This is a genomic window from Aeromicrobium sp. Root236, from assembly GCF_001428805.1.
Taxonomy (GTDB): domain Bacteria; phylum Actinomycetota; class Actinomycetes; order Propionibacteriales; family Nocardioidaceae; genus Aeromicrobium.
Map to the genome: position 1 here is coordinate 1 of NZ_LMIS01000001.1, position 19,807 is coordinate 19,807.

At 67.9% G+C, this 19,807-nt stretch carries 23 protein-coding genes; 11 read left to right on the forward strand and 12 right to left on the reverse strand.

Going from position 1 to position 19,807, the window contains the following annotated elements; all coding sequences use genetic code 11:
• Positions 1-411: 411 nt before the first annotated feature.
• From ASE12_RS00005 to ASE12_RS00045, 9 genes are all read right to left on the reverse strand, one after another.
• Positions 412-879, reverse strand: a complete 468-nt coding sequence (locus ASE12_RS00005) for a DUF2231 domain-containing protein (RefSeq protein ID WP_056395285.1) — start codon at positions 877-879, stop codon at positions 412-414.
• Between the two features lie 318 nt (positions 880-1,197).
• The gene (locus ASE12_RS00010) at positions 1,198-2,067 is read right to left on the reverse strand and encodes a ZIP family metal transporter (RefSeq protein WP_056395288.1); all 870 of its coding nucleotides are present in this window, start codon (positions 2,065-2,067) and stop codon (positions 1,198-1,200) included.
• A gap of 109 nt (positions 2,068-2,176) precedes the next feature.
• A complete protein-coding gene (locus ASE12_RS00015) occupies positions 2,177-2,929 on the reverse strand; it encodes an ABC transporter permease (protein WP_162255453.1) in 753 nt (250 codons plus the stop codon).
• Between the two features lie 40 nt (positions 2,930-2,969).
• Positions 2,970-3,767 carry a hypothetical protein gene (locus ASE12_RS00020; protein WP_056395292.1) on the reverse strand — a complete coding sequence of 266 codons (798 nt, stop codon included), beginning with the start codon at positions 3,765-3,767 and terminating at the stop codon, positions 2,970-2,972.
• Between the two features lie 43 nt (positions 3,768-3,810).
• The gene (locus ASE12_RS00025) at positions 3,811-4,428 is read right to left on the reverse strand and encodes a VTT domain-containing protein (RefSeq protein WP_056395294.1); all 618 of its coding nucleotides are present in this window, start codon (positions 4,426-4,428) and stop codon (positions 3,811-3,813) included.
• On the reverse strand, positions 4,425-5,126 hold the full coding sequence (locus ASE12_RS00030; protein WP_157412753.1) for a phosphatase PAP2 family protein: 702 nt from the start codon (positions 5,124-5,126) through the stop codon (positions 4,425-4,427). Before ASE12_RS00030 ends, ASE12_RS00025 begins: the two co-directional genes overlap by 4 nt.
• Before the next feature lie 67 nt (positions 5,127-5,193).
• Entirely contained in the window at positions 5,194-6,024 is an 831-nt protein-coding gene (locus ASE12_RS00035) for a hypothetical protein (RefSeq protein ID WP_056395300.1), read from the reverse strand.
• A 46-nt stretch (positions 6,025-6,070) separates the two neighbouring features.
• Positions 6,071-7,315 carry a HAMP domain-containing sensor histidine kinase gene (locus tag ASE12_RS00040; protein WP_162255454.1) on the reverse strand — a complete coding sequence of 415 codons (1,245 nt, stop codon included), beginning with the start codon at positions 7,313-7,315 and terminating at the stop codon, positions 6,071-6,073.
• Positions 7,316-7,380: 65 nt separating this feature from the next.
• Complete coding sequence (locus ASE12_RS00045) at positions 7,381-8,043, reverse strand: response regulator transcription factor (protein WP_056395305.1); 663 nt, start codon at positions 8,041-8,043, stop codon at positions 7,381-7,383.
• On the opposite strand from ASE12_RS00045, the gene ASE12_RS00050 reads away from it, so the two are divergent.
• Genes ASE12_RS00050 through ASE12_RS00060 form a run of 3 tightly spaced genes read left to right on the forward strand, consistent with a single transcriptional unit; the run spans position 8,027 to position 10,924 of the window.
• Positions 8,027-9,685, forward strand: a complete 1,659-nt coding sequence (locus ASE12_RS00050; protein ID WP_157412754.1) for a hypothetical protein — start codon at positions 8,027-8,029, stop codon at positions 9,683-9,685. The genes ASE12_RS00045 and ASE12_RS00050 overlap by 17 nt on opposite strands.
• Complete coding sequence (locus ASE12_RS00055; protein WP_056395311.1) at positions 9,682-10,440, forward strand: polyprenol monophosphomannose synthase; 759 nt, start codon at positions 9,682-9,684, stop codon at positions 10,438-10,440. Before ASE12_RS00050 ends, ASE12_RS00055 begins: the two co-directional genes overlap by 4 nt.
• The gene (locus ASE12_RS00060) at positions 10,427-10,924 is read left to right on the forward strand and encodes a GtrA family protein (RefSeq protein WP_056395314.1); all 498 of its coding nucleotides are present in this window, start codon (positions 10,427-10,429) and stop codon (positions 10,922-10,924) included. Before ASE12_RS00055 ends, ASE12_RS00060 begins: the two co-directional genes overlap by 14 nt.
• Positions 10,925-11,399: 475 nt before the next feature.
• Here ASE12_RS00060 and ASE12_RS00065 read toward each other — a convergent pair whose 3' ends face one another.
• The 3 genes from ASE12_RS00065 to ASE12_RS00075 are packed head-to-tail and all read right to left on the reverse strand — an operon-like array spanning position 11,400 to position 13,847.
• Positions 11,400-12,167 carry a class I SAM-dependent methyltransferase gene (locus ASE12_RS00065; protein WP_056395317.1) on the reverse strand — a complete coding sequence of 256 codons (768 nt, stop codon included), beginning with the start codon at positions 12,165-12,167 and terminating at the stop codon, positions 11,400-11,402.
• 1 nt (position 12,168) lies between these two features.
• Positions 12,169-12,984: an LLM class flavin-dependent oxidoreductase gene (locus ASE12_RS00070; protein WP_200954934.1), complete on the reverse strand. Its 816-nt coding sequence runs from the start codon at positions 12,982-12,984 to the stop codon at positions 12,169-12,171.
• Positions 12,981-13,847 carry an alpha/beta fold hydrolase gene (locus ASE12_RS00075; protein ID WP_056395319.1) on the reverse strand — a complete coding sequence of 289 codons (867 nt, stop codon included), beginning with the start codon at positions 13,845-13,847 and terminating at the stop codon, positions 12,981-12,983. Before ASE12_RS00075 ends, ASE12_RS00070 begins: the two co-directional genes overlap by 4 nt.
• Before the next feature lie 96 nt (positions 13,848-13,943).
• Between ASE12_RS00075 and ASE12_RS00080 the strand changes: the two genes are divergently transcribed.
• The 8 genes from ASE12_RS00080 (at position 13,944) to ASE12_RS00115 (ending at position 19,804) form a co-directional block, all read left to right on the forward strand.
• The gene (locus ASE12_RS00080) at positions 13,944-14,840 is read left to right on the forward strand and encodes a LysR family transcriptional regulator (protein ID WP_056395322.1); all 897 of its coding nucleotides are present in this window, start codon (positions 13,944-13,946) and stop codon (positions 14,838-14,840) included.
• A gap of 76 nt (positions 14,841-14,916) precedes the next feature.
• Positions 14,917-15,834 carry a hypothetical protein gene (locus tag ASE12_RS00085; protein ID WP_056395324.1) on the forward strand — a complete coding sequence of 306 codons (918 nt, stop codon included), beginning with the start codon at positions 14,917-14,919 and terminating at the stop codon, positions 15,832-15,834.
• Between the two features lie 89 nt (positions 15,835-15,923).
• The gene (locus ASE12_RS00090) at positions 15,924-16,322 is read left to right on the forward strand and encodes a DUF1761 domain-containing protein (protein ID WP_056395328.1); all 399 of its coding nucleotides are present in this window, start codon (positions 15,924-15,926) and stop codon (positions 16,320-16,322) included.
• 64 nt (positions 16,323-16,386) lie between these two features.
• Positions 16,387-17,832: a DNA-3-methyladenine glycosylase 2 gene (locus tag ASE12_RS00095; RefSeq protein ID WP_056395331.1), complete on the forward strand. Its 1,446-nt coding sequence runs from the start codon at positions 16,387-16,389 to the stop codon at positions 17,830-17,832.
• Positions 17,829-18,293, forward strand: a complete 465-nt coding sequence (locus tag ASE12_RS00100; RefSeq protein WP_056395333.1) for a methylated-DNA--[protein]-cysteine S-methyltransferase — start codon at positions 17,829-17,831, stop codon at positions 18,291-18,293. Before ASE12_RS00095 ends, ASE12_RS00100 begins: the two co-directional genes overlap by 4 nt.
• Before the next feature lie 67 nt (positions 18,294-18,360).
• Entirely contained in the window at positions 18,361-18,819 is a 459-nt protein-coding gene (locus ASE12_RS00105; protein ID WP_056395336.1) for a Rho termination factor N-terminal domain-containing protein, read from the forward strand.
• 86 nt (positions 18,820-18,905) lie between these two features.
• Entirely contained in the window at positions 18,906-19,331 is a 426-nt protein-coding gene (locus ASE12_RS00110; protein ID WP_157412755.1) for a Rho termination factor N-terminal domain-containing protein, read from the forward strand.
• A 56-nt stretch (positions 19,332-19,387) separates the two neighbouring features.
• Positions 19,388-19,804 (forward strand): hypothetical protein, encoded by a 417-nt coding sequence (locus tag ASE12_RS00115; RefSeq protein ID WP_157412756.1) that lies wholly within the window; start codon positions 19,388-19,390, stop codon positions 19,802-19,804.
• Positions 19,805-19,807 lie beyond the last annotated feature (3 nt).

Below are 19,807 nucleotides of genomic sequence, written 5' to 3' on the forward strand. Positions count from 1 at the left end.
ACGATGTTCCTCCATCTCGGGAATGGTCCGCTGAGGACGGAGTGCGCAGGCATTTCTCGGGACGTTCCAAGCCTCTATTGAGCGTCACCCCCGACCACTTTCCGCCGCCGGGAGGCAACCATTCTGAGAGCCACACCAGCCCGGTGGGCAGCAAGAGGTGGGGCCTTCCCGACGACGTCGCGGGCCCGCACAGATACGTACGGACGAAACGACCCTCCCAGAAATGCAAGAGGTGTGTGGATGTTCGTCTTTCGAATCCGTGGCGGCACAATTGCCGAGCTTTGTCAGTGAAGTTCGTGAGTCATGTTCTTCGTGGCGAGCCAGGGTGGAGCCATACGAAGCGACGAGAGATGCGGTCCCTACGTGTGGGCCAAGCGTGACGGGTTCTGAGTCGCGCAGATGTCTTGGTGCTCAAGAGTTCATGTTGGTGTCGGACCATGCGGCTTTGGCGCCGCTCTCTCCGATCCGGACCACCTGGACCGTCGTCCCTGCTGCTGCGAAGACTGTACAGATGGCGAGGGCGATGAGGATCGAGCGGTGGATAGACGGGGTGCGCCCGCGTCGTTGGGCGGCGTAACTGGTGACGGCAACAACTGCGAGGCCGATCATCCACGGCAGCAGCCCGTCTGCCAGGTGGGTGTGTCTCTCCAGCAGGGCAGAGTGGGGAACGTGTCGTTCGAGAGTTTCACCTGTGGAGGTGGAGAGGGGGACGAGCGCCAGTCCGATGAGGCTGAGGCCGGCCGGCAGTGGTCCTGCCCACGTTCGGAACCGTGGCCACAACGCGGCCAGCAGGACGGTCAGCGCGGCGAGCGGGACGAGGACGACGGTCGCATGCACGATCAAGGGGTGGAGTGGCAGGCCATGGAAGTCATTCGGCATTGGGCGTGCTCCCGGTTGCGGGAATTCTCAACGACATGTGGGTGAAACTACGGTGAGTTTCCTGATCAGAACCTGATCGCCAGTGGCCGAGGAGATGGACCCGTTCAACTCAGCCAGCGGATGAGCTGGACGCAGACCAGTACGGAGAGCAGGCCACCGCCGAGGACCAGGTCGCGGCGCACCCGCCGGCTGCCGTGTGGGCGCCGGCGATCAGGGTTCCCGGTTCGTCGGGCACTGATGGTCACGGTCCTACGATGCAGGCGTTGACCTGCACTCAACCTGATCGCTGTTGCCCCAGAACGCTGCCGGTTTGTGCCGTCAGACTCCTCCGGCGATCACGATGCCGTCGGTGATGAAGCCGGCGAGGATTCCGAGTAGCAGGCCGAGCGCGACCAGGTCGGAGCGTTTGGCCTTGGCAACGACCCCCAACAACTGGGCGATGACGTAGACGATTGAGCCTGCGGCCAAGGTGAGGAATGCGACGCTGACCGGCTCGGAGGTGAAGCTGTGCCCGACGCCGGCGCCGACGAATGTGGGGCCACCGCCGATGGCAGCCATCGTCAGCAGGAATCGCCAGCTCGGCATCTGTGCCTGCCCGTCGTCGCCGAGGTCGCCCGCGAGCGGCGCGACGATGCCGAATCCTTCGGTCGCGTTGTGGAGGGCGAACCCGATGACCAGCACCGTGGCAAGAGCGATCTCGTCGCTGGCGGCCGCCTGGCCGATCGCGAGACCCTCCGCGAAGTTGTGCAGTCCGATTCCGACCGCGATCATCAGCGACAGTTGCTTGGCGGTTGACCACCGCACGCCCGTTGCCGTCTTGGTGTCACCTTCTTGGAATGTGGAGGGAGCCTGGCTGCGCTGATCTCCGAGCGACGACCGGCTGGCGTGGCGGTCGAAGGCGACCAGGCCGAGCAGTCCGAGGGAGAGCCCGGCGACGAACAACGCTCCGTAGCCCACGATCGGGCCGGCGCTCCCGTCGCCCTCGTGCACCGCGGCGAGAGCGCTGTCGATGGGTTCCCAGGCCGCTGACATGACGTCCCAGAAGAGAAACAGCAGGACACCCACGGCTGTTGCGCTCAGTGTGATGCGCAGTTGCGGGGCGGGGCGCTTGAGCCTGCCGATGGGGAGGCCGATGATGATCGCGCCGCCTGCGATCAGGCCGAGCAGCAAGGTGGTGGACAGGGTCATGCGTTCCTCCTGGACGTGTGCGCAGGTAAGCCTCACCTATGCATGGCGCCAGAGCAAATCCGTCCAGGCGGTAGAGGTTGTTCGGCGTTGACGAGTTCGGACCCGGAGGTCAAATGATTGTGGCTGGCCGGGTGGTGCCCAGCCATGTGGCCAGGGCTCGCGCGGTCAGGACGGCCGCTACGGTCTCGGCAGCGAGCAGCCCAGCGAGGACGAGCAATTGGACCTCGGCTGCTTCGCCTGGAGATGCGCCGCCCAGCAAGAGGCCGACGAAAGCTCCAGGAAGAGTGACCAGGCCCGCACTTCGAGTTTGGTCAATCGCTGGTATCAGTGCCCTGCCGGCGGCCACGCGTCCGAAGTCGGCCACGGCTTGGCGCGGCGTCGCTCCGAGGGAGAGCCACGCTTCGACTTGTCCCCAGTCACGCCCCACGTCGTCGCGCAGTCTCACGCCTGTGAGCGATGCGGCCGTCATGGATCCGCCGATGATCTGGGCGCTGAAGGGCACGATGGTCTCGGACTGCATCTGCAAGGCCCCGCTGGCGAGGACGGGAATCACTGCGCACGCAGCGCCAGCTGCGATTGCCAGCCCGAGCAGCGGTGCCAGCGGCATGCCGCATCGGATCCGTCTGGCTGAGGTGATCGATGCGGCGACCAGCATCACGCCGAGATAGACGGCGACGCCTTCAGGGTGTCGAAAGACCCAACCGATCACCAGTGCAATCGCCACCATTTGAACGGCTCCGCGTGCAAGCGCGATCAATACGTCGGCTCGAATGCGTACCCGCGCCACGCTCGACGTGATGATCGTGATTCCGAGCAAGACCAGAACTGCGATCCCCGACTGCACTGCGTCAACCCCACTCATGGAGATAGTCTCCCGGCTGCTGCCAGGCCGGACGACCTCCTTAGACCGCGTCGAGCTCGTCCTCTGGAAGTTCGGCGTCCCGAACGGATCCATGCGCACCCTCGGTGTCGCTGTGGGTGACGGCCACATACGTGACCAGGGCGGCGAAGATCAGCAGTGCCAGCCCGGTGACGGTCCCGTCGCCCCAGCCCAGTCCACCTGCGGAGTGCGACTTCCCGAGCCAGTCGGCGACCGACGCCCCAAGGGGGCGAGTCAGCACGTAGGCCGCCCAGAACGCGATGGTGGCGTCGAGCCCGACTCGCCACAGCACGAGCGGGACCAGGATGAGGATTCCGAACAGGAGGATCGACCAGGCGAACCCGAGACCCATCTCGATCGCTGTCGCGTCGCCGACCGCCGTGCCGAGGCCGAAGGTGAGCAGGACGGCGCCCCAGTAGAATCGTTCGCGCCGATTGGTGGTGATCGAGTGCACCGAGAGCGTGCCCTCGCTGGCCTTCCACCATGCGAGGAGTCCGCACAGGAGGACGAAGTAGATGGCGGAGTCCACCGCGTACGGCGTGCCGAGCGCAACGTGCGGTCCGTCGGCGATCATCGTGCCGAACAGTGCGACGCTCAGGACCGTCGTCCAGTAACGGACCGGGTGGTAGCGGTCGGCTCGCAGCTGCAGCCACAGGACCACGAAGAACCCACCGATCCCGATCAGGGCGGCCAACGGGATGCTGACGCTGCCGAGGTAGTCGGATCCGGCCTCACCCATACCGGTGGTCAGCAGCTTGATGATCCAAAAGAGGAGGAAGACCTCAGGGACCTTGGTCGCGCGGAAGGTTCGTGTGGGCACGTGACAGGACGCTAGGTGGCTGCACCTGATCGCAACCTGACCATCAGGCACGGACGGGACGCCCGCGACGGTTGCGCGCGTACGCGACGGTTGCCGGTACGACTGACAGTGCGGCGAGCCCGATGGTGATGAGCTCGATGTGGGCGGCGACGAAGGTGATGCCGCCGAAGAGGTAGCCGACCGTCACGATCGAGACCGACCACGCGGCGCCGCCCACCAGGTTGTAGATGCTGAAGCGGCGGCGGGGCATGTGCGCGACTCCCGCGACGGCGGGCACGAATGTCCGTATGACGGGGACGAATCGCGCCAGGATCACCGCGCCCGAGCCGTGGTGGTCGAAGAACTGGCTGGCGCGGTCTGCGTTGGCTTGGGAGAACAGTCGCGAGTCCGGCCGCGAGAACAGCCGCGGCCCGAGTCGCCGCCCGATCGAGTAGCCGACCTGGTCACCGAGCACGGCGGCCGCGAAGACACCGAAACCAAGCAGCCAGATCGGCAGCGCGATGACGTGCGATGCGACGAGGGCGCCCGCGAGGAACAGCAGCGAGTCGCCCGGCAGGAAGAACCCGACGAGCAGTCCACTCTCGGCGAACACGACTGCCATGATCAGCAGCAACGCGGCAGGGCCGAGGGAGTACAGCAGCGGCGTCAGGATGGCGATCATGGCGTCACGTTAGGTGCGGGAACCTGATCGGCGCCTGATCGATCGGTGTGGCCCGGCGTGCGCACCCAGATGGCGCTCACGAGCCCGAGAAGAGCCAATATCGCGGCGGCCAGGAGCCAGGATGCGATGACGTCACTGGCCCAGTGATAGCCGAGGTAGACGCGGCTGAGCCCGATCCCGACCGCGAGCAAAGCTAGACAGCAGGTGGCTGCGATGCGCTGGCGGCGCCTGTGCATCAGCGGTACCAGCAAGATGACCACCAGTCCGAGGAACACCGCGGAGTTGAGGGTGTGACCGGAAGGGAACGAGTACGTACGGTCGACAGCTCCGAGCCTGACTCCTGAACCGGGACGGTGTCGTGCCACGAGTTGCTTGACGCCGAGCGTGAGGGATGCGGACACGCCCATGGCAGCTGCGGCGGACATGGCGAAGAACGGTCCGCGACGCTCGAGCAGGGCGATGATCAGGAGCAACGCCAACACGCCGACGACCGCCTCGCTGCCGACTAGCGTCAGCAGCTTGGCGGCGGCCGTCAGGGGAGCGGATCTTGCGCTGACTGCGTCAGCCGCAACGTACGGATCAACGGCTGCCGAGACTCCATCGTGTTCGCGGGCGGAGTCGGCAAGGAAGAACACGCCGGCAATCGAACCTCCGACCAGGGTGGTGGCCAGGGCTGTGAGTCGAGCCGGTGCGCGCATGTGGAGCCTCACGTGGAGAGCCCCGCCCAAACCATCGGGGGCGGTCTGGGCGGGGCAGTTCGGGTGGTTAGACGGGTGCGGTCACCAGTTCGCGGTCCTCGCGCCTGGCTTTGACGGTGAACCAGACAACGCACGCGACGATGATGGCGATGAACAGGGCGCTGGTGCCGTTGGTGCCCAGCCCCAGGCCGCCGTCCTTGGTCGGCGCGGTCAGGAAGTCGCCCATCGAGGCGCCGAACGGCCTGGTGATGACGTACGCGGCCCAGAACGCCAAGACGGCGTTGGTCTTGAAGCCGTAGTAGATCGCGGTGATCGCGGCGATGACCCCGCCGAAGATGAGCGCGGACGGGAAGTAGCCGACGGCGAGCTTCTCGGCGATCAGGTCGCCGGCAGACGTGCCCAGCGCGAACGTGAACAGGATCGCGAGCCAGTAGAACGCCTCGCGACGTCGGGTCACGATCGAGTGGATCGACAGCGTGCGCTCACTACGGAACCAGGCGACGAACGAGATGATGAGCCCCGCCCCGAAGATCGCCGTGGTGGTCCACAGACTGACTCCGAAGTTGTCGACGAGGTTGTCGGAGAACAGGGTCCCGACCACGCTGATCAGCACGACTGCAAGCCAGTAGATCGACGGAATGTAGCGTCGAACGGTGAACTGGACGACCAGCACGGCGGCCAGCAGCAGGGCCATGATGGCGGTGGTGGCCGAGAGGCCGAGGCCGACGTTCTCGTTGAGGTAGTCGGCGGCGGTCTCTCCGACGGTGGTCGACAAGATCTTGACCACCCAGAACAAGATGGTGACCTCGGGGACTTTGTTGAGCAACGTGCGGGTCCAGGCTCCGCGGTCGAGATGGCTCGCCTCACGGCTGGACGTCGGTGCAGGTGATTGAGTCATGCGCTCCACCTTGTTCGGAGCCACCTGCCAAGAACCTGACTGATGTTCAGGAGCGGGGGAGGGTGAGAGTGAATGTCGTCGGGCCATGCGGCGACGTCACGTTCACGTCGCCGCCCAGCGTTCGGGCGACGCGTCGCGACAACGCCAGGCCCAGCCCTGCCCCGGCTGAACCGGTTCCCCGCTGGCCCGACCGGAAGATGGCCTCGAGGTCGTCCGCGGCGATCCCGACGCCGTCGTCGCTGACCATGATGTCGATCGATCGCTCATGGGTGACGCTCAGGAACTCGACAGACGTGCGCGCGTGCGTGAACGCGTTCTCGACGATGGGTGCCAGCGCGCGGACCGCCAGCTCGGTCGGCACCGACAGCTCAACCTCTTCGACGCCGTCGCTCGAGACGTTCAGTCCCGGCCTGTCGGGGCGATGGTCGAGCACTTCGTTGACGAGGGCGATCGCTGTCGTGCGGGTCTCGATCCGAGCCTCATTGCGCGCGATGGCCAGCAGCGACGTGATGGTGATACTCATGCGATCCACGAGGGCCACGACCCGGTCGAGCCGCTCGGTGATGGCCGGGCCCGGCGAGGCCATGATCGTGAGCTCTGCTTCACCGCGGATCGCGGTCAAGGGCGTCCGCAGCTCGTGAGCCAGCTCGGACGTCAGCTGTTGTTCGCTGCGCAGCGCGCCGGCGACACGGTCCAGGAGAACGTTGAGGGTTCTGCCCAACCGGCCGAACTCGTCGTCCGCCGCGGTCGTGTCGAACCTGGACTCGAGGTCGTGCTCGCTCCAGTCGCGAGCCTGGGCTGCCATCGACTCGACCGGTCCGAGGGTGCGCTTGACGGTCCAGGCGGCGATCGCCGCAGAGCCGCCCGTCACCGTCAACGCGAGTGCGAGCAGACCCAGCAGAGTGAGGTTGCGAGTGGACTCGTATGGCTCGAGCGGAGCCTCGACGACCACGACCGCCTCAACCTTCCCGTTGCGCCGCACCGGGCCGGCCAGGAACGAGCGCTCGTGACGGTCCAACCGGGTCTGCTTGCGGACGTCAGCCAACGACTCCGCAGTCGCGGTGAGCCGCTGGCCCACGCGGGGACCTTCAACGAGGGCGCCGTCCGCTGCATAGATCCACGTGGTGTCGTCAATGGTGTCGTCGGGTGTCTCCAACGCGGTGAGGCTCCCGTCAGGGCCGACCTTGACGGTCGAGGAGACAGCGGTGAGCTGATCGCGAAGCCGCGCTTCGATGTTCTTGTTCGTCAGAGCCGAGAGGACGAGCATGACCGTCACAACCATGGCGGTCATGGCTACCGCTGACACGATCAGCGTCGTCCAGACGATCCTCGAGATGAGCGTGCGGTGCGAGAACCTCATCGGAGGGTGAACCCCACTCCTCGCACGGTCGTCAGCTCGACCGGCGACTCGATCGACGCCAGCTTGACCCGAATACGTCGCACGTACGAGTCGATCGTGTTCTCGCTGACCATGGCGCCATCTGGCCACGCCGCAGCGACGGCGGCACGTCGGCGCGTGATGGCACTCGGATCTGCGGCGATCGCGGCCAGCAGCCGGAACTCCGTCGGCGTCAAGCTGCTCTCCCGACCGCCTGCCTCGACCGAAAGCCGGTCGGGATGGAGGGTCAAGCCACTGACGGAAACGGGTTCGGGTCGACTACGACGGAGTAGCGCGGCAATGCGTACGAGAACTTCCGAGATCGCAAAGGGCTTGACCACGTAGTCGTCGCCGCCGGCGTGAAAGCCCGCCACGCGATCGTGGACCCCGTCGAGAGCGGTGAGGAAAAGGACCGGAGCGTGTTGTCCACCGGCGCGCAGCGCCTGGCAGACATCGCGTCCGTCGGCATCAGGTAGCCCGACATCGAGGATCAGCACCTCGACCCCGCTTCGCACGCCGAGATTGTCCACCGCCTCGCGCCCGTTGCGAGCGATCACGACGGCGTACCCACTCATCTTGAGCGCGTCGGTGAGGACGCGGCGGACGTCTGGATCGTCCTCGCAGATGCCGATCACCGTCATGGCGCCATCGTGCACCACGGCGCGTCGCCACGTCGCATGGTTCGTCCGCGCAGTCAGGTCGCATGCAGGTTGGGGACACCAAATTGGCCACATGACAGCTTTGGCGCTTCCGGTTCCCCGGTTGCCGGCTGCTCGTGCTTCAGTTCTTCCGGCCTGGACGATCGGTGCCTCGGTCGCGGCCTCGGTGGCTGCCCGTTTGCCCTTCCTGGGGCATGCCGCGAGCCCGGACGAAGGTGGTTTCCTCGTCGTCGGCGCCCAGTGGCACGGGGCCGGCGGGTCTTTGTACGGCAGGTATTGGGTGGACCGCCCACCTCTGCTCGTCACGATCTTTCGTGCCGCGTCGGCACTGGGAGGGCTCACGGCCCTTCGCCTCATCGGATGTGTCGCGGTGGCGCTCGTAGTCCTCGGCGTGGCGCGCGTCGCTGGGATGATCGGCGGCCGGGTCGCCGCCCAGTGGGCGGCCGTCACGGCTGCCGGCCTCAGCATCAGTCCGCTCCTGGGCGGATATGAGGTCAACGGCGAGCTGCTGGCAGCACCCTTCGTGCTCGGGGGCGTCATCTGCGTACTGGCCGCGCTGCGCGCCGTTCATCGCCACGAGGCCGTGGCGCGGTCGGCGGCGGCGGGCGCTCTGGCCATGTCCGCCATGCTCATCAAGCAGAACTTGGCTGACGCAGCGGTCTTCGGGTTCGTCGCTCTGGTCCTCGCCGTCTGGCGCGGCGAGCTCAATCGGCAGCGGTTTTGGGCCATGGCTGCCGGTGCCGTCGCCGGTGCTTCGGCCGTCATCTCCGTCCTGGCCGTATGGACCATCGCGCAGGGGACGTCACTGGTTGGGGTGTTCGATGCGATGTACCCCTTCCGTATCCACGCTGCTGCGGTCCAAGCCGCCGAGGGCAGCGCCCACTCCTCCGCCAGGCTGCATGGGCTGCTGATCGCGGTCACAGTCAGCGGGCTCGGACTCCTCCTCCTGGGGCTGGTCCACCACGTGGTGACCCGCCACAGGCGCGACACATCCTTCCTGGCGCTGGTGGCGATGACTCTGTTCGCCGGCACCTCGGTGCTGCTCGGCGGCAACTATTGGTACCACTACCTCGTCGAGCTCACCGGCCCGCTGTCGATCGCAGCCGGTGTCCTGGTGTCCCGCCACGGCTTCGCCGCACGGAAGATCGTCGCGTACGTGCTGGTGGCCGGGTCTGTGGCCTGGGGTGTGAGCTTGACCCGACCGCAGGGGACTGATGCACGGTCCGTGGGACAGGCCATCGCTGCCTCCTCGATGCCGCACGACACGATCGTGAACGCCTGGGGGAACGCCGACCTGACCTTCGCATCGGGCCTGCCCTCGCCATATGCGCAGCTCTGGAGCCTCCCGGTCAAGACGATCGACCCGCAGCTCACCCAGCTCGACGGCGTGCTCCGCGGATCTGCGCCGCCGACTTGGTTCGTGATCCGCAAGCATCTCTATTCCTGGGGACTCAACACCGCGCGGACCGGCTTGATCCTCGATCACGACTACCACCGCGTCACCCGCCTGTGCGGTCACACCATCTTCTTGCGCAACGGGGTCGACCGGCCCACCCCTCGCATCGTCGGCGACTGCCGCGGTGCCACGACGCCACTCGTCACGATGAAGGAACTCCTCCCATGACCCCGATCGTCATCATCCCGACCTACAACGAGGCGCTCGGCGTCCGGATCACGCTCGACGCGGTGCTGCGCACGGCCCCGGACATCGACATCCTCGTCGTCGACGACAGCAGCCCGGACGGCACCGGCGAGGTCGTGAAGGCGCATCCGAGGTATCCCACCCAGATTCACCTCTTGACCCGGCCACAGAAGAACGGCCTCGGTGCGGCCTACCGCGCCGGGTTCACGTGGGCCCTGGATCGCGGCCATGACGTCATCGTCCAGATGGACGCCGACCTGTCACATCCACCTGCCAAGATCCCCGAGCTCATCGCTGCCCTTGGGCACACCGACATCGCGATCGGGTCGCGCTATGTCAAGGGCGGTGGCGTCGGCAACTGGACCTTGCGACGACGTCTCATCTCACGGGCAGGCAACGCCTACGTCCGAATGGTTCTCGGCCTGCGGGTGCGGGACGCCACGGCGGGGTTTCGCGCGTTCCGCCGCGAGGCGTTGGTGACGCTCGGGGCGTTGGAATCACAGTCGAACGGCTACTCGTTCCAGATCGAGAACACGTGGCGGGCTGCCCGCCTCGGCCTGACCACGACCGAGGTTCCCATCACCTTCACAGACCGCACCGTAGGCGTCTCGAAGATGTCACCTGACATCGTCCGAGAGGCGGTGCTACGAGTCCTGGCGTGGCGCTGGCACGAGATCCGCCGTCGGCCTCCTGCTCCTGTGACGACCGCGGATCGGTCGCTCGATGCTCGGGTCTGACCGCCTGGCTGCTCGCCTGTCGAGTCCTGAGGTCGTCAGCTTCCTTGCCGTGGGCGGCGTCGGGTACATCGTCGACATCGGTGCCTTCAACTACCTTCGATCGGCGCCGGTCTTCGCCACCTTGGATCCGTCGATAGCCAAGACCTTCGCGGTGGGGCTCGCGATGGTCGTGACGTACATCGGCAATCGTGCCGTGACGTGGCGCGGCGCGGACGCCGGGGGACGGCGCCGTGAGATCGCGCTCTTTGTCGTCTTCAACATCATCGGACTGGGATTCTCCGTGTTGACTCTCGCCATCTCGCACGACCTGCTCGGTCTGACCAGCAGGTTCTCCGACAACATCTCGGCGAACGTCATTGGTCTCGGCCTCGGGACTCTCTTTCGCTATTGGTCCTACAAGCGATTCGTCTTTGCAACGGCGCGGCCTGGTCCAGACCCAGATGGGAACGCGATCCAGGGCCGACACATGAAGTCCTGGTCATAGCGTGGCGTCAACACTGTTTACGCATCGGGATCCGACCCAGTTGCATCGTCGCCGGTCAGATTTGCCGACCAAGCGGACGAACCGAGCACCCCGCCCTGCTATCCAGGGGAGAACGCAGGGCGGGGCGTCCGCTCTCGGGGGGGCGGAGCCACCGATGATACTGAAGAGCGACTGTCTCATCGAGATGTTTGGCGGCATCATCTCATTCGTTCGCCGCGGTGGTGGCCGACCGCTTGGGCAACACTCGGGCAACACGAGAACCAAGAATCGTCGATAGTTGCCACAAACGTCCAACCAATGCCGGTCAGGAAAAGGCTGGGATATCAACCAAAAACAGCAGTAACCACCACTGTCCCATCAGGCCTGGTTTCAACTCTCAAGGCGGTAGCGCGGGTTCGAATCCCGTCGGGGCTACCATGGCGAAGACCCCCTGACCAGCAGAGATGCCGGTCAGGGGGTCTTCTGCGTCGTGACCTCAACGCCCCCAGCGAGCGGTCACGAGCCAGCACGCGGAGTCGAACCAGACCCCGTCGGCGCCGTCGTGCGCCTCCAGCACGGTGCGCAGCCGGTCAGGTGCCTGGGCGGCCGAGGCGCCGTCGAGGTCGGGTGCCAGGAAGTCGATCATCCCGAGGTCGAGCAGCGCGGCGTGGGCGTCGGCCGCATCCGCCCCGTACTGGATCGGCTCGTGGACCTCCGTGACCTCGACATCGTCGAAACCGGCGGCAGCCAGCAGGTGCCGGGTGACCGTGCGATCGGCCAGCGAGAACGGTCCGCCGAGGAGCCCTGGTGGCAGTGGGCGGTCACCGGCAATGCCCGCACGGATCGCCGTCACCCAGTCCTGGCGATCGGCGGCCTGCCAGACCAGCTGGACGAGTCGTGCGCCCGGTCGCAGTGCCGAGCCGATGTTGGTGAACGCCGCGACCGGGTCGGCGAAGAACATGGTCCCGTAACGGCTGATGGTGACTGTGAACCCCTGCGGTTCGAAGCGGTGGGTCTGCGCGTCCGCGTGCACGAAGCTGACGTTGCCAACACCCTCCTCCTCGGCGAGCAGGCGAGCGCGCTCCACCATCTCCCGGGACACGTCGACACCCATGACGGATCCCTCGCGGGCGGATCTCGCAGCCTGGCGGGAGGTCTGTCCGGCTCCGCAGCCGATGTCGAGGACGAGGTCGTCGGGCTGGATGTCAGCGGCAGCCTGCAGGTGCGCGTTGTAGCGGACGAGCTCCGCGTCGTAGTCGAACATGTCAGGCACCCGCCATCGCGGGACCGTCGCGCAGGACTCCGCGGACGGTGTCGAGCGAGACGCCCGGCGGGACCTCCGGGAGCCACCACGTCGCGCCCAGCGCGGCGTACGGGAGCGGGTCGACGTCGTACGGCAGGCCGACCGCGAAGTCGTACGGAGCGGTCCGGTCCGTACGCAGGTCGGTGATCGTCGCGACGACCTCGGCGAGCTGGTCCGGGTGCTCGAGGTTCGCCGGGAAGAAGCCGTCGAGGCGGGCCGCCCGGCGCATCGGTCGCGCGTTGCCGGGGAAGCCGGCGGCCCAGATCGGGATGCGCGGCTCCTGGACCGGCCGGGGCCGGAACTCGATGCCGTCCACGACGTAGTGCTCACCCTGGTGGTGCACGGGATTGCCGTTCCACGCGGCGACCAGGATCTCCAACGACTCGTCGAGCATCTGCCCCCGCCGGCGGTCGTCGAGCTCCTCGCCGGTTCTGGACAGCTCGCCCGCGAACTGGTCGCCGCCGAGGCCGACCCCGAGGGTGAGGCGCCCGCCGCTCAGCCGGTCGAGGGTCGCGGTCTCCCGGGCGACCTTGGTCGGCCGCCTGCGGGGGAGCGGCGTGATCATCGGGCCGATGCGCAGCCGCTCGGTGGCGGTCGCCATGGCGGCCAAGCTGATCCATGGATCCGCGACGTGGCGCACGGGCTCCCGCCAGAGCAGCTGGTCCCACACGAAGCAGCCGTCCCACCCGGCGGCCTCGGCATCGGCCGCCAGCCCTGCGACGACCTTCGGATCGGCGAGCTCGTCGAACAGCGGCAGCCAGAGGGCCGAGCGCATCATCGGCCCGCCTCGGAGATGGCGAGGATCTCGCTGATCGCGGTGTCCCACACCTCGAGCGGCGGCATGCCGTGTCCCATCCCCTCGAGGGGTACGAGCCGCGCTCCCGTGATCTCTCGTGCCAGCGCCTCGCCGTGCCCGTACGGCAGGAGGGGGTCGGCCGTCCCGTGCAGCACCAAGGTCGGCGCCGTGATCTCGGCGAGCCGCCCACTGACCGACTCGCCGTCGTCGAGCAGCCAGTGGTTCTGCGCGGACGCGAGTGCCGGGCTGCGGTCCCATGCTCTCCCGGCCACCAGGCGTACCCAGTCCTCATCGACCGGGAGCGTGCCGGCGAACGTGTGCTCGCCGTCGAGGTAGTGGGCGATGACCGCCTCGCGGTCGGACCAGTCCGGTGCCTCGTCGCCGCCCTCCGCGAACTTCTCCGCGAGCTCTTCGCTCATCGGCGGCAGGTCCGGCCCGCCGGGACTGGTGGCGATGAGGGTCAGCGAGGTGACCCGGTCGGGGTGGCGCACGGCCAGGCGTTGGGCGATGTCGCCGCCCATCGAGACGCCGACGACGTGGGCCGACTCGATGCCCAGCACGTCGAGGAGCGCCACGGCATCGGCGAGCAGCGCATCGCGACCGTACGGCGGTTTGCCCGGCGGGTACGTCGTGGAACGGCCGGTGTCGCGAGTGTCGTACCGGACGACGTGGCGACCGCCGCCGGCCAGGCGGGCGCAGAGCTCGTCGGCCCACCAGTCCATCGATGCCTCGGCGCCGCCGATGAGAAGGATGGTCGGCGCGGACGGGTCGCCGAGGGTCTGGGCGCAGAGCGTGATGCCGTTGACGTCGAGAAGCTGCTCGTCGTGAGCGAGAGAGGAGGTCATGGCATGCACGCTAGGTCGGAGAGGTGGATCGTGAAAAGCGATGATTTCCGATCATTCCCATCGCCGGAAGGGATCGCTCTGTTCTAGGCTGGCGACATGCGAGATGTCGAGCTGCGCCACCTCGCCGCGTTCGCGGCGATCGCCGAGGAGGGTTCTTTCGGCCGAGCCGCGGCCCGGCTGGGCTACACCCAGTCCACCGTGAGCCAGCAGGTCGCTGCGCTGGAGAAAGCCGTCGGCGGCCCGGTGTTCGACCGCCCCGGCGGGCCGAGACCGGCGCGCGTCACGCCGCTGGGGGCGCTGGTGCTGGAGCGCGGACGCGAGCTGTTGGCCAGGTCCGCGGATCTGAGCGATGCGGTCGAGCGGTTCAAGGCCGGTGAGGGCCGCATCGACATCGGTACGTTCCAGAGCGTCTCGAGCGTGATCCTCCCGTCGGTCGTCCGCCGTCTGCGGGACGAGCACCCCGGTTGCGACATCAGGCTCTCCGAGGAGGAACCTGACACGCCACAGATCGGCCAGCTGGATCTCCTGTTCTACGACGGCCGGGTCGACGGGGAGGTCGAGCGGGTGAAGCTGCTCGACGACCCCTACCTCCTGGTCGCGGGCGCGGGCGACTTCCCTGAGGGCCCGGTCCGACTGGCTCGGCTCGACCGGGTGCCCATGGTGGCCTGGCCGCTCGACTGCGACCAGCCCGAGATGGAGGAGGCGCTCGCTCGAGGTGGCGCCCATCCGCGGATCGTGTTCCGTACGGCGGTCAACGACGCGTTGCTGTCGATGGTGCGCGCCGGTCTCGGCTGCGCCGTCCTGCCGTGGCTGGCGGTGCGCGGCGCCAACGTCGAGTCCGACCCGACGCTCAGCGTCCATGAGCTGCAGCCTGCGGTGCCGGCGCGCGAGATCCACCTGCACTGGCCAGCCGGTCGCACGCTGTCACCGCTGGCGACCCGGGCGATCGAGATCGCCGTCGACGTCGCGGCGGAGCTGGGCGATCCGTCGTAGCGACACGCAGATCGGACGACAGACGCGCCGTTGGCGATAGCATTCGATCGCCGATCCTCGATCTCCAGGAGATTCCATGACCAGCTCGGGCAAGGATGCCGCCGACAGCTCCGCCAACGACTCGACGTGGAAGGCCTCCGCTGAGTCGACGTCGCAGGCCAAGAAGCTGCGCCTCTATGCCGTGCTGCTGTGGGCTCTCGGCATCCTGATCGAGATCGGGGCGATCTTCGGTCTGCTGCTCAACAAGTCGATCCTCACTGCAACCGTCGATAGCGACGGTGTCTTGTCCGCTGGCAAGTTCCCGACGTGGGCGTTCGCGCTGCTCATCGCGCTGCTGGTCCTCGACGGCATTGCGGTCATCATCGGCTCGATGCTGTGGAAGAAGGCCAACAAGCTCGACCCGGCTTCGGAGAAGGAGCCGTTCCGGTTCTTCATCCAGAACCAGCTCGGTGCGTTCATCCCGATCATCGCGTTCCTGCCGGTCATCATCCTGATCTTCCTCAACAAGGACATGGGCAAGACGCAGAAGGGTGTCGCCGGAGCGGTGGGCATCGTGGTGGCGCTCCTGGCCGTCGTCATGGGCATCGACTTCAACCCCGCGTCGGTCGAGAAGTACACCGCCGAGAAGCAGGCGGTCATCCAGCTCCTGGGCGAGGACAAGGTCTACTGGGCCGGCGGTGGCGAGGTCTACCACGTGTGCGGCACCGTCTCGGACCTGTCGGACAGCACGGTCGAGTCCGGCACGACCGCGGATGCCGTCGCAGCGAACAAGCCGCGCCTGACTCTCAAGCTCGGGTCGGAGCTGCGCAAGTGCAACCGGCCCGTGCCCAACAACCTCGATGCGATTGTCGCGGCGATCCGCGACGTGCAGCAGGGCAAGGCGACCGAGCAGGTCCTGCCGTCGCCGGACTGGACCGGCGTGGAGAACGCCCCGACCGGAGGCGACCTCGACTCGCTCAAGGACGCGCTCAAGGACGTCAAGGACGCTGCCTGACCCAGGCGCGGGCCACGGGGGAGCCGCGAACCGCGCTGCTCCCTCGGGGCGGTCCATCCGGCCGGACCTGACCCCGGTACGTTCTGAGCGTGGCTGACCTCTCGATTCCCGGCATCGTCGTCGCGGCGCTGGCCTTCTCGTTCCTCGGTGTCCTCTGGTACGGCGTCATGTTCGGTCGGACGTGGCAGGTCGCCTCGGGCCTCGCGGACGATCCGACCGGGACCTGGCCGCATCCGATCGTGCTCGGCGCGACGATGCTCGTGGGGCTCGTCCTCGCGTTCGCTCTCGCCACGCAGATCGACGCGGACGGCGTCGAGCACGGATTCCTGCTGGGCCTGGGGGCGGGCGCGGCTGCCGGACTGATCACGCTCGGGCGCCATCGCCGACGGGATTCCTGGTCCCTCACCGGCTTCGCCGTCGACGCCGGCTACTTCGTCGTCGGGACCGCGTTGATGGGCCTCATTGTCGGGGCGTTCCAGGCGTCCTGACGCATCCGGCGTCCATGTCTGAAACCCGCCGGTAAGTGTCGGCGCCGGCCGTCATGATGGACGTATGCACACCGACCACGAACGCTGCTACCGGGCCGCTGAGTCGCGCGACGCGCGGTTCGACGGCGTCTTCTACGTCGGGGTCAGGACGACCGGCATCTACTGCCGTCCATCGTGCCCGGCGGTCACGCCCAAGCGCGAGAACGTCACCTTCTACGCCTCCGCCGCAGCGGCCCAGGACGCCGGCTTCCGAGCCTGCCGCCGGTGCCGTCCCGACACCACGCCGGGCTCGCCGGAGTGGAACGTACGCGCCGACGCCGTGGGCCGGGCGATGCGCCTGATCGCCGACGGCGTGGTCGAGCGCGAAGGCGTCGACGGCCTCGCGAGCCGCCTCGGCTACAGCCAGCGGCACGTGACCCGCATGCTGACCCAGGAGCTCGGCGCCGGACCGCTGGCTCTCGCACGCAGCAACCGGGCGCACGCCGCCAGGGTCCTCATCGAGACCACCGAGATGCCGATGTCCGACATCGCGTTCGCCGCCGGCTTCGCCTCGATCCGGCAGTTCAACGACTCCGTGCGCCACGTCTACGCGCTGTCGCCCACCGAGATGCGCGGTCGTCGCCGCAGCACGCCGACCGGCCGCGTCACGCTGCGCCTCGCGGTGCGCCAACCGTTCCACGCCGACGGGCTCCTCGAGTTCCTCGGCGGCCGGCTGATCGCCGGTGTCGAGCGGATCGACGGCCGGACATACGCCCGCGTGATGCGGCTGCCGCACGGTCTCGGCGCGGTCCAGCTGACGCTGCACGACGACCACGTCGACTGCGAGCTCGAGCTCGCCGACCTGCGTGACACCGCCGTCGCGGTGCAGCGGTGCCGGCGCCTGCTCGATCTCGACGCCGACCCGCTCGCGATCGACGAGGTGCTTGCGGAGGATCCGCTGCTCGCCCCGCTCGTGGCGGCGGCCCCGGGGTTGCGGCTGCCGAGCCAGGTCGACGGCTTCGAGGTCGCCGTCCGGGCGATCGTCGGCCAACAGGTCTCGGTCGCCGGGGCCCGTACGATCCTCGGCCGGTTCGCGGAGGCCTACGGCACCCCGGTGACGTTCGACCTCGCTGCCTCGCACGGCCTGACCCACGCGTTCGCGACTCCGGAGGCGCTCGCCGAGGCCGACGACACGGCCCTGAGCATGCCGCGGAGCCGGGCACGCGCGCTGATCGGTGTCGCGCAGGCGGTGGCCGACGGCAAGATCGAGCTCGACCCGGGCGCCGACCGCGAGGCCGTACGCGCCGACCTGGTCGCCCTGCCCGGCATCGGGCCATGGACCGCCGACTACATCAGCATGCGCGCCCTCGCGCACCCGGACGTGATGCTCGAGACCGACCTCATCATCCGCCGCATGCTCGAACGCCACGGCGTCGAGCCCGAACGCACCGAACGATGGAAGCCATGGCGTTCCTACGCCGCCATGCACCTCTGGCGCGCGAGCGCCGACGTCGAAAGGACCCTGACATGACCACACGTTGGATGGACTCGCCGATCGGCGGGCTCCGCATTCACGCCTCCGCAGGACTCATCACCGCGATCGACTTCGGTGCGGGCAAGCCGCGCCGCACCCGCTCGAACGATCCACTCCTCGACCGCGCCGAGCAGCAGCTCAGCGAGTACTTCGCCGGCGAGCGCACGTCGTTCGACCTCCCGCTGGCCAGCGAGGGCTCGGAGTTCCAGAAGAAGGTCTGGGCCGAGCTGCAGCGCATCCCCTACGGCGAGACCGCGAGCTACGGCGACATCGCCCGGCGGCTGGGCTACGAGCCGGTGATCTCCCGTGCGGTCGGCGCGGCCAACGGGGCCAACCCGATCCCGATCATCGTGCCGTGCCATCGCGTGATCGGCTCCGACGGCTCGCTGACCGGCTACGCCGGCGGTCTCGAGCGCAAGAAGACCCTGCTCGACCTCGAGGTGCCCGGCCTGTTCTGAGCCGCCCGCTGTTCACCCGGACGTGGCACCATGACGAGCCAGTGTCGTTCGAGCACAGGAGAAGGCCATGGCCGCACGTACCAAGTCGTCCAAGAAGTCGGGCAAGGGCAAGGGCTCGCCGGACTCGGAGCTCGCCGCCGCCCAGGAGGCGATCAAGAACCTCCGGGCCACCGTGGCCAAGCTGGAGAAGTCCGTCGGCAAGCTCGAGGACAAGCTGGAGAAGCGGGTCAGTGAGCTGAAGCGCGATGCCAAGAAGCTGCGCGGAGCGGCCGAGCAGGCCGGCAAGTCGGCGGTCAAGTCCGCCCGCGACGCCGGCAAGTCCGCGGCCAAGACCGCACGCACCTCGACTCGCAAGGCCAGGGGCGGCAAGCCCGCGCCGGCGGCCAAGGTCGAGGTCGTGCCCGTCCAGGCAGCGCCGAAGTCGGAGCTGACCGTCGCGGAGCTGCGAGCCGCGGCGCGTGCGCAGGGTGTCACCGGCTACTCGCGGATGACGAAGGCCCAGCTGGTCGCCGCCCTCAAGGGCTGACTCGACGGGCAGGTCTCTGACCAGCGTGTTCGCCCTCCGTTCACCACCGTCCGCCATGGTGTGGGGCACCCGCACCGGAGGTGAACATGGCTGCCAAGCCCGGCAAGAAGACCCGCCCGACGAAGTCCGAGAAGAAGCTCGCTGTCGCGACCGCGACGGTCGCGGAGCTGACGGCCGAGATCGCCGTGCTCCGCGACCGGGTCAAGGCCCTCGAGGTCGAAGCCGCGACGTGGAGGAAGCGCGCCGAGAAGCAGCGATCCCGCGTGCAGAAGGTGCGCGCCAAGGCCGAGCAGGCGATCGCCGAGGCCAACGCCAAGCGCAAGAAGGCCAAGGCGCGCGCCCGTCAGGTGATCGCCGATCACCCGCGGGCCGAACCCCTCGCCCTCAGGGACGCACCCAAGGCGCCCGGGCCGACGTGGACCGTGACGCAGCTTCGCGCAGCGGCCAAGGACCAGGGCGTCGCGGGCTACTCGCGCATGCGCAAGGACCAGCTGCTCGCCGAGCTGATCTAGCCATGGCTGTGGATGACGGGTTCGACGTCGTCGGAGTCGTCCGGCGATCGTGGAGCATGACCTCATCAGACATCCCCGACGTCCACTCCCTGGCTGACCTCGAGCGCGTCTGGCGCCATCTCATCGAGCCGCTGGGGTTCGGCAGCCGGCAGATCTTCGCGATCATGCTGGATCGCGACGGGCGGGTCCATCCCTCGATCGTCAACGTCACGGACTGCCCGGCCACACCGGACGGGCAGATGCTCGTCAACCTGGCGCGATCGCTGCGCACCGTGCTCGACGAGGCCGATCCGGACGGCTCGATCGCGATGCTGTGGGCTCGGCCGACGCATGCGGGCACCCGCGCGTCCGACATCCAGTGGGTCCGGGCGATCACCGCCGTGACGGCCGCGCACTCACTCGGTGAGTGGCCGCTGCACACCGCGGACGACTCGGTGCTGCGCGTGATGTCGCCGGACGACCTTGCCGCCTAGCCG

What these genes read in the sequence shown, in the direction of transcription:
- ASE12_RS00095 (WP_056395331.1), top strand. Translation starts at nt 16,387, where the DNA reads ATGCACACCGACCACGAACGCTGCTACCGGGCCGCTGAGTCGCGCGAC.
- ASE12_RS00085 (WP_056395324.1), top strand. Translation starts at nt 14,917, where the DNA reads ATGACCAGCTCGGGCAAGGATGCCGCCGACAGCTCCGCCAACGACTCG.
- ASE12_RS00105 (WP_056395336.1), top strand. Translation starts at nt 18,361, where the DNA reads ATGGCCGCACGTACCAAGTCGTCCAAGAAGTCGGGCAAGGGCAAGGGC.
- ASE12_RS00075 (WP_056395319.1), bottom strand. Translation starts at nt 13,847, where the DNA reads ATGACCTCCTCTCTCGCTCACGACGAGCAGCTTCTCGACGTCAACGGC.
- ASE12_RS00015 (WP_162255453.1), bottom strand. Translation starts at nt 2,929, where the DNA reads ATGAGTGGGGTTGACGCAGTGCAGTCGGGGATCGCAGTTCTGGTCTTG.
- ASE12_RS00050 (WP_157412754.1), top strand. Translation starts at nt 8,027, where the DNA reads ATGCCGATCACCGTCATGGCGCCATCGTGCACCACGGCGCGTCGCCAC.
- ASE12_RS00005 (WP_056395285.1), bottom strand. Translation starts at nt 879, where the DNA reads ATGCCGAATGACTTCCATGGCCTGCCACTCCACCCCTTGATCGTGCAT.
- ASE12_RS00115 (WP_157412756.1), top strand. Translation starts at nt 19,388, where the DNA reads ATGACCTCATCAGACATCCCCGACGTCCACTCCCTGGCTGACCTCGAG.
- ASE12_RS00035 (WP_056395300.1), bottom strand. Translation starts at nt 6,024, where the DNA reads ATGACTCAATCACCTGCACCGACGTCCAGCCGTGAGGCGAGCCATCTC.
- ASE12_RS00025 (WP_056395294.1), bottom strand. Translation starts at nt 4,428, where the DNA reads ATGATCGCCATCCTGACGCCGCTGCTGTACTCCCTCGGCCCTGCCGCG.
- ASE12_RS00055 (WP_056395311.1), top strand. Translation starts at nt 9,682, where the DNA reads ATGACCCCGATCGTCATCATCCCGACCTACAACGAGGCGCTCGGCGTC.
- ASE12_RS00065 (WP_056395317.1), bottom strand. Translation starts at nt 12,167, where the DNA reads ATGTTCGACTACGACGCGGAGCTCGTCCGCTACAACGCGCACCTGCAG.
- ASE12_RS00060 (WP_056395314.1), top strand. Translation starts at nt 10,427, where the DNA reads ATGCTCGGGTCTGACCGCCTGGCTGCTCGCCTGTCGAGTCCTGAGGTC.
- ASE12_RS00070 (WP_200954934.1), bottom strand. Translation starts at nt 12,984, where the DNA reads ATGATGCGCTCGGCCCTCTGGCTGCCGCTGTTCGACGAGCTCGCCGAT.
- ASE12_RS00040 (WP_162255454.1), bottom strand. Translation starts at nt 7,315, where the DNA reads ATGACCGCCATGGTTGTGACGGTCATGCTCGTCCTCTCGGCTCTGACG.
- ASE12_RS00110 (WP_157412755.1), top strand. Translation starts at nt 18,906, where the DNA reads ATGGCTGCCAAGCCCGGCAAGAAGACCCGCCCGACGAAGTCCGAGAAG.
- ASE12_RS00010 (WP_056395288.1), bottom strand. Translation starts at nt 2,067, where the DNA reads ATGACCCTGTCCACCACCTTGCTGCTCGGCCTGATCGCAGGCGGCGCG.
- ASE12_RS00100 (WP_056395333.1), top strand. Translation starts at nt 17,829, where the DNA reads ATGACCACACGTTGGATGGACTCGCCGATCGGCGGGCTCCGCATTCAC.
- ASE12_RS00045 (WP_056395305.1), bottom strand. Translation starts at nt 8,043, where the DNA reads ATGACGGTGATCGGCATCTGCGAGGACGATCCAGACGTCCGCCGCGTC.
- ASE12_RS00080 (WP_056395322.1), top strand. Translation starts at nt 13,944, where the DNA reads ATGCGAGATGTCGAGCTGCGCCACCTCGCCGCGTTCGCGGCGATCGCC.
- ASE12_RS00030 (WP_157412753.1), bottom strand. Translation starts at nt 5,126, where the DNA reads ATGCGCGCACCGGCTCGACTCACAGCCCTGGCCACCACCCTGGTCGGA.